The sequence below is a fragment of the Caballeronia sp. genome (assembly GCF_028292365.1).
In the GTDB taxonomy this organism is placed as follows: domain Bacteria; phylum Pseudomonadota; class Gammaproteobacteria; order Burkholderiales; family Burkholderiaceae; genus Caballeronia.
Genome location: NZ_JAQGMM010000076.1, coordinates 1 through 3,504, shown reverse-complemented (window position 1 = coordinate 3,504; position 3,504 = coordinate 1). Strand labels below are relative to the sequence as shown.

Annotated in this window: 3 protein-coding genes; all 3 read left to right on the top strand. The window is 60.6% G+C overall.

What is annotated here, in order from left to right; genetic code table 11:
• A partial coding sequence (locus JWR14_RS04455) for a polysaccharide biosynthesis tyrosine autokinase (RefSeq protein ID WP_299702012.1) occupies positions 1-1,724 on the top strand: 1,724 nt, incomplete at its 5' end.
• Positions 1,725-1,807: 83 nt separating this feature from the next.
• Positions 1,808-2,926 (top strand): GDP-mannose 4,6-dehydratase, encoded by a 1,119-nt coding sequence (gene gmd / locus JWR14_RS04450; RefSeq protein WP_299702015.1) that lies wholly within the window; start codon positions 1,808-1,810, stop codon positions 2,924-2,926.
• A gap of 5 nt (positions 2,927-2,931) precedes the next feature.
• A partial coding sequence (locus tag JWR14_RS04445) for an NAD-dependent epimerase/dehydratase family protein (protein WP_299702009.1) occupies positions 2,932-3,504 on the top strand: 573 nt, incomplete at its 3' end.

Sequence of the window (3,504 nt, the reverse complement as noted above, 5' to 3'; positions counted from 1 at the left end):
ACGACAAGAAGTACATCCTGACGGCCGGCGAAAACGGCAGCTATGTCCTGAGCGACCCGGACGGCATCGCCATCCTGAACGGCAAGGTCGGCCAGGAAGCGAGCGGTACGAGCGCGCTTGGGCCCGTTACGCTGCTGGTTGAAAACATGAGCGGCGAGCCGGGGGCCAAATTCGAACTGTCGCGTGCATCCACGCTCGGTACCGTGGACGCGTTGCAAAAGCGCCTGACGGTGGCTGAAACAACGCTGCAGTCCGGCATCATCGCGTTGAGCCTTGAAGGCCACGACAGCAAGCTGACGTCGCAGATCGTGAACAACATCGCGCGCCGCTTCATTCAACAGGACCTCGACACGCGTTCGGCCGAAGCTGGCAAGACGCTCGCGTTCCTCGAGCAGCAGTTGCCAGAAGTCCGCGCGCAACTCGACCAGGCCGAGCAGAAGTACAACAACTTCCGGAACAAGCAAGGCACGGTCGACCTGAGCGAAGAAAGCCGCCTGTTGCTCCAGCAAGTCGTCGACAACAAGTCGAAGCTGATGGACCTGCAACAGCAACGCGCCGAACTCTCGCAGCGTTTCACCGCGAACCATCCGTCGGTGGCCGCGCTCGACGCGCAGATCGGTGCATTGCAGGCGGCTCAAGGTTCGCTGACCAAGAACGTCTCCGTGCTGCCCGATACCGAACAAACCGCACTGCGTTTGCTGCGCGACGTGCGGGTGGATACCGAGCTCTATACGAACCTGCTTAACAGCGCGCAGCAGTTGCGTGTGGCGAAGGCGGGGCAAGTAGGCAACGTGCGGGTGGTCGACTTCGCTGAAGCGGCCGACGATCCCGTGCGCCCGAAGCGCCTGCTCGTGATCCTGATCAGCCTGGCCGGCGGCCTGGTGCTTGGCATCCTCGTAGCGTTTATCCGCAAGTCGCTGTATGGCGGCGTGGAACGTCCGGAAGAAATCGAAAACCGCTTGGGCGTGCGTGTGTTCGCCATCGTGCCGCGCAGCAGCCGGCAATTGCGCTTGCAGCAGAAGGTCGGTTCGCGTAGCCAGGGTCTTCACGTCCTCGCCGCGACTTCGCCGGAAGATGCGGCAGTGGAAGGGATCCGTGGCCTGCGCACGTCGCTGCAACTGCAGATGGCCGATGCACGCAACAACGTGGTCATGCTGACGGGCTCACGTCCGGACGCAGGCAAGTCGTTCCTCTCGGTCAACCTGGCGACGCTGGTGGCATCGACGAGAAAGCGTGTTCTGCTGATCGACGGCGACATGCGTCGGGGCGATGTCCACTCGCACTTTGGCGTGCGACATATGCCGGGCTTGTCCGACGTGCTGATGGGCTCGGATATCGAATCCGCGGTGCTGCATGACGTGCTGCCGGGCGTCGACCTGCTGACCAAGGGCTCGCTGCCGTCGCATCCTTCGGAACTGCTGATGAGCGACCGCATGCATGAGGTGCTGGAAGTGCTCAAGCACAAGTACGACCTCGTGATCATCGATACGCCGCCGGTACTGGCGGTCACCGATGCAACCGTGATCGGCAAGCATGCCGGCACGAGCCTGCTGGTGGTGCGCCATGGCCGCAACCAGGTTGAAGAGATCGGCGAAACGATGAAGCGCCTGCATCACGGCGGCGTGAATATGAAGGGCGTGCTGTTGACCGATGTGCCGCAGTCGAGACTGATGTCCGGCAGCGCATACACCAACTACTACGGCTACGAGAGCATCCCTGAGTGATGCCTGGACGCGAAGGAAGACCTTGCGGCGCGCGGCGAGCTTGATGTCGGCGCCGCACATCCAATCTGAAAGAGAGGCACATGATGAAACGCAAGGTCGCTTTGATCACCGGCATTACCGGACAGGACGGCTCCTACCTGGCCGAGTTGCTGCTCACAAAAGGCTACGAAGTGCACGGCATCAAGCGCCGTAGCTCGCTGTTCAATACGGACCGTATCGACCACCTTTACAGCGATCCGCACGAGTCGGACCGCAAGTTCGTGCTGCATCACGGCGACTTGACGGATACCTCGAGCATCATGCGCATCGTGCAGCGCACCGAGCCGGATGAGATCTATAACCTCGGCGCGCAGAGCCACGTGCAGGTGTCGTTTGAAGAGCCGGAATACACGGCGAACGCCGACGGTCTTGGCGCGCTGCGCATTCTTGAAGCGATCCGCATTCTCGGCATGGAAAAAAAAGCGCGTTTCTACCAGGCGTCGACGTCCGAGCTCTACGGTCTGGTGCAAGAGTCGCCGCAGAAGGAAACCACGCCGTTTTATCCGCGCAGTCCGTATGCAGCGGCCAAGCTCTACGCCTACTGGATGACGGTGAACTATCGCGAAGCGTATGGCATGTACGCGTGCAACGGCATCCTGTTCAATCACGAGTCTCCTGTGCGCGGCGAGACCTTCGTCACGCGCAAGATCACCCGGGCGCTCGCGCGTATCGCGGTCGGCATGCAGGACGAGATGTACCTCGGCAACCTGTCCGCCATGCGCGACTGGGGCCACGCGCGCGACTACGTCGAGATGCAATGGCTGATGTTGCAACAGGACCAGCCGGAAGACTTTGTGATCGCCACGGGCGAGCAGCACAGCGTGCGCGAATTCGTGATCCAGGCCGCCGCCGAGCTCGGTGTTCATATGCGCTTCGAAGGTGAAGGCGTGGACGAAGTGGGCATCATCGACCGGGTCGAAGGACGCGAAACGAAGATGGCGAAGGGCGATGTGATCGTCCGCGTGGACCCGCGCTATTTCCGTCCGACGGAAGTGGAAACGCTGCTCGGCGATCCGTCGAAGGCGCACGCGAAACTGGGTTGGCGTCCGACTACAACATTCTCCTCACTGGTGAAGGAGATGGTCCGTTCAGATTTTCAAATAGCACGGCGTGACGCGCTCGTCACGATGGCGGGATTCAAAGCGCTTGAACACCACGAGTAAACATCATGGATAAAAACGCACGCATTTTTGTAGCGGGTCATCGCGGCATGGTCGGCTCGGCGTTGGTCCGACGCCTGACCAGCGAGGGGTATTGCAACATCATCACGCGCACCAAGTCGCAACTTGACCTGACTGACCAGGTCGGGGTCAACATGTTCTTCGAGAAGGAGAGCATTGACGTGGTGTTGCTCGCGGCGGCGAAGGTCGGCGGCATTCTCGCGAACTCGACGCTGCCGGCGTCGTTTATCTACGAGAACCTCACGATCGAAACCAACGTGATTCATGCGGCCTGCCGCTGGAACGTGTCGAAGCTCGTGTTCTTCGGTTCTTCGTGCATCTATCCAAAGGCCTGCCCGCAGCCGATCAAGGAAGAGTACTTGCTGACTTCGCCGCTCGAGCCGACCAACGAGGCGTATGCCATCGCGAAGATCGCCGGGCTGAAGCTCTGCGAAGCTTATAACCGCCAATACGGTTGCAAGTTCGTCTCGCTGATGCCAACCAATCTTTACGGTCCGAACGACAACTACGACCTGAAGAGCAGCCATGTGCTGCCGGCACTGATCCGCAAGGCGCACGAA

Excerpts from the sequence above, each read along its gene's own strand:
- gmd (WP_299702015.1), top strand. The coding sequence starts at position 1,808 with ATGAAACGCAAGGTCGCTTTGATCACCGGCATTACCGGACAGGACGGC.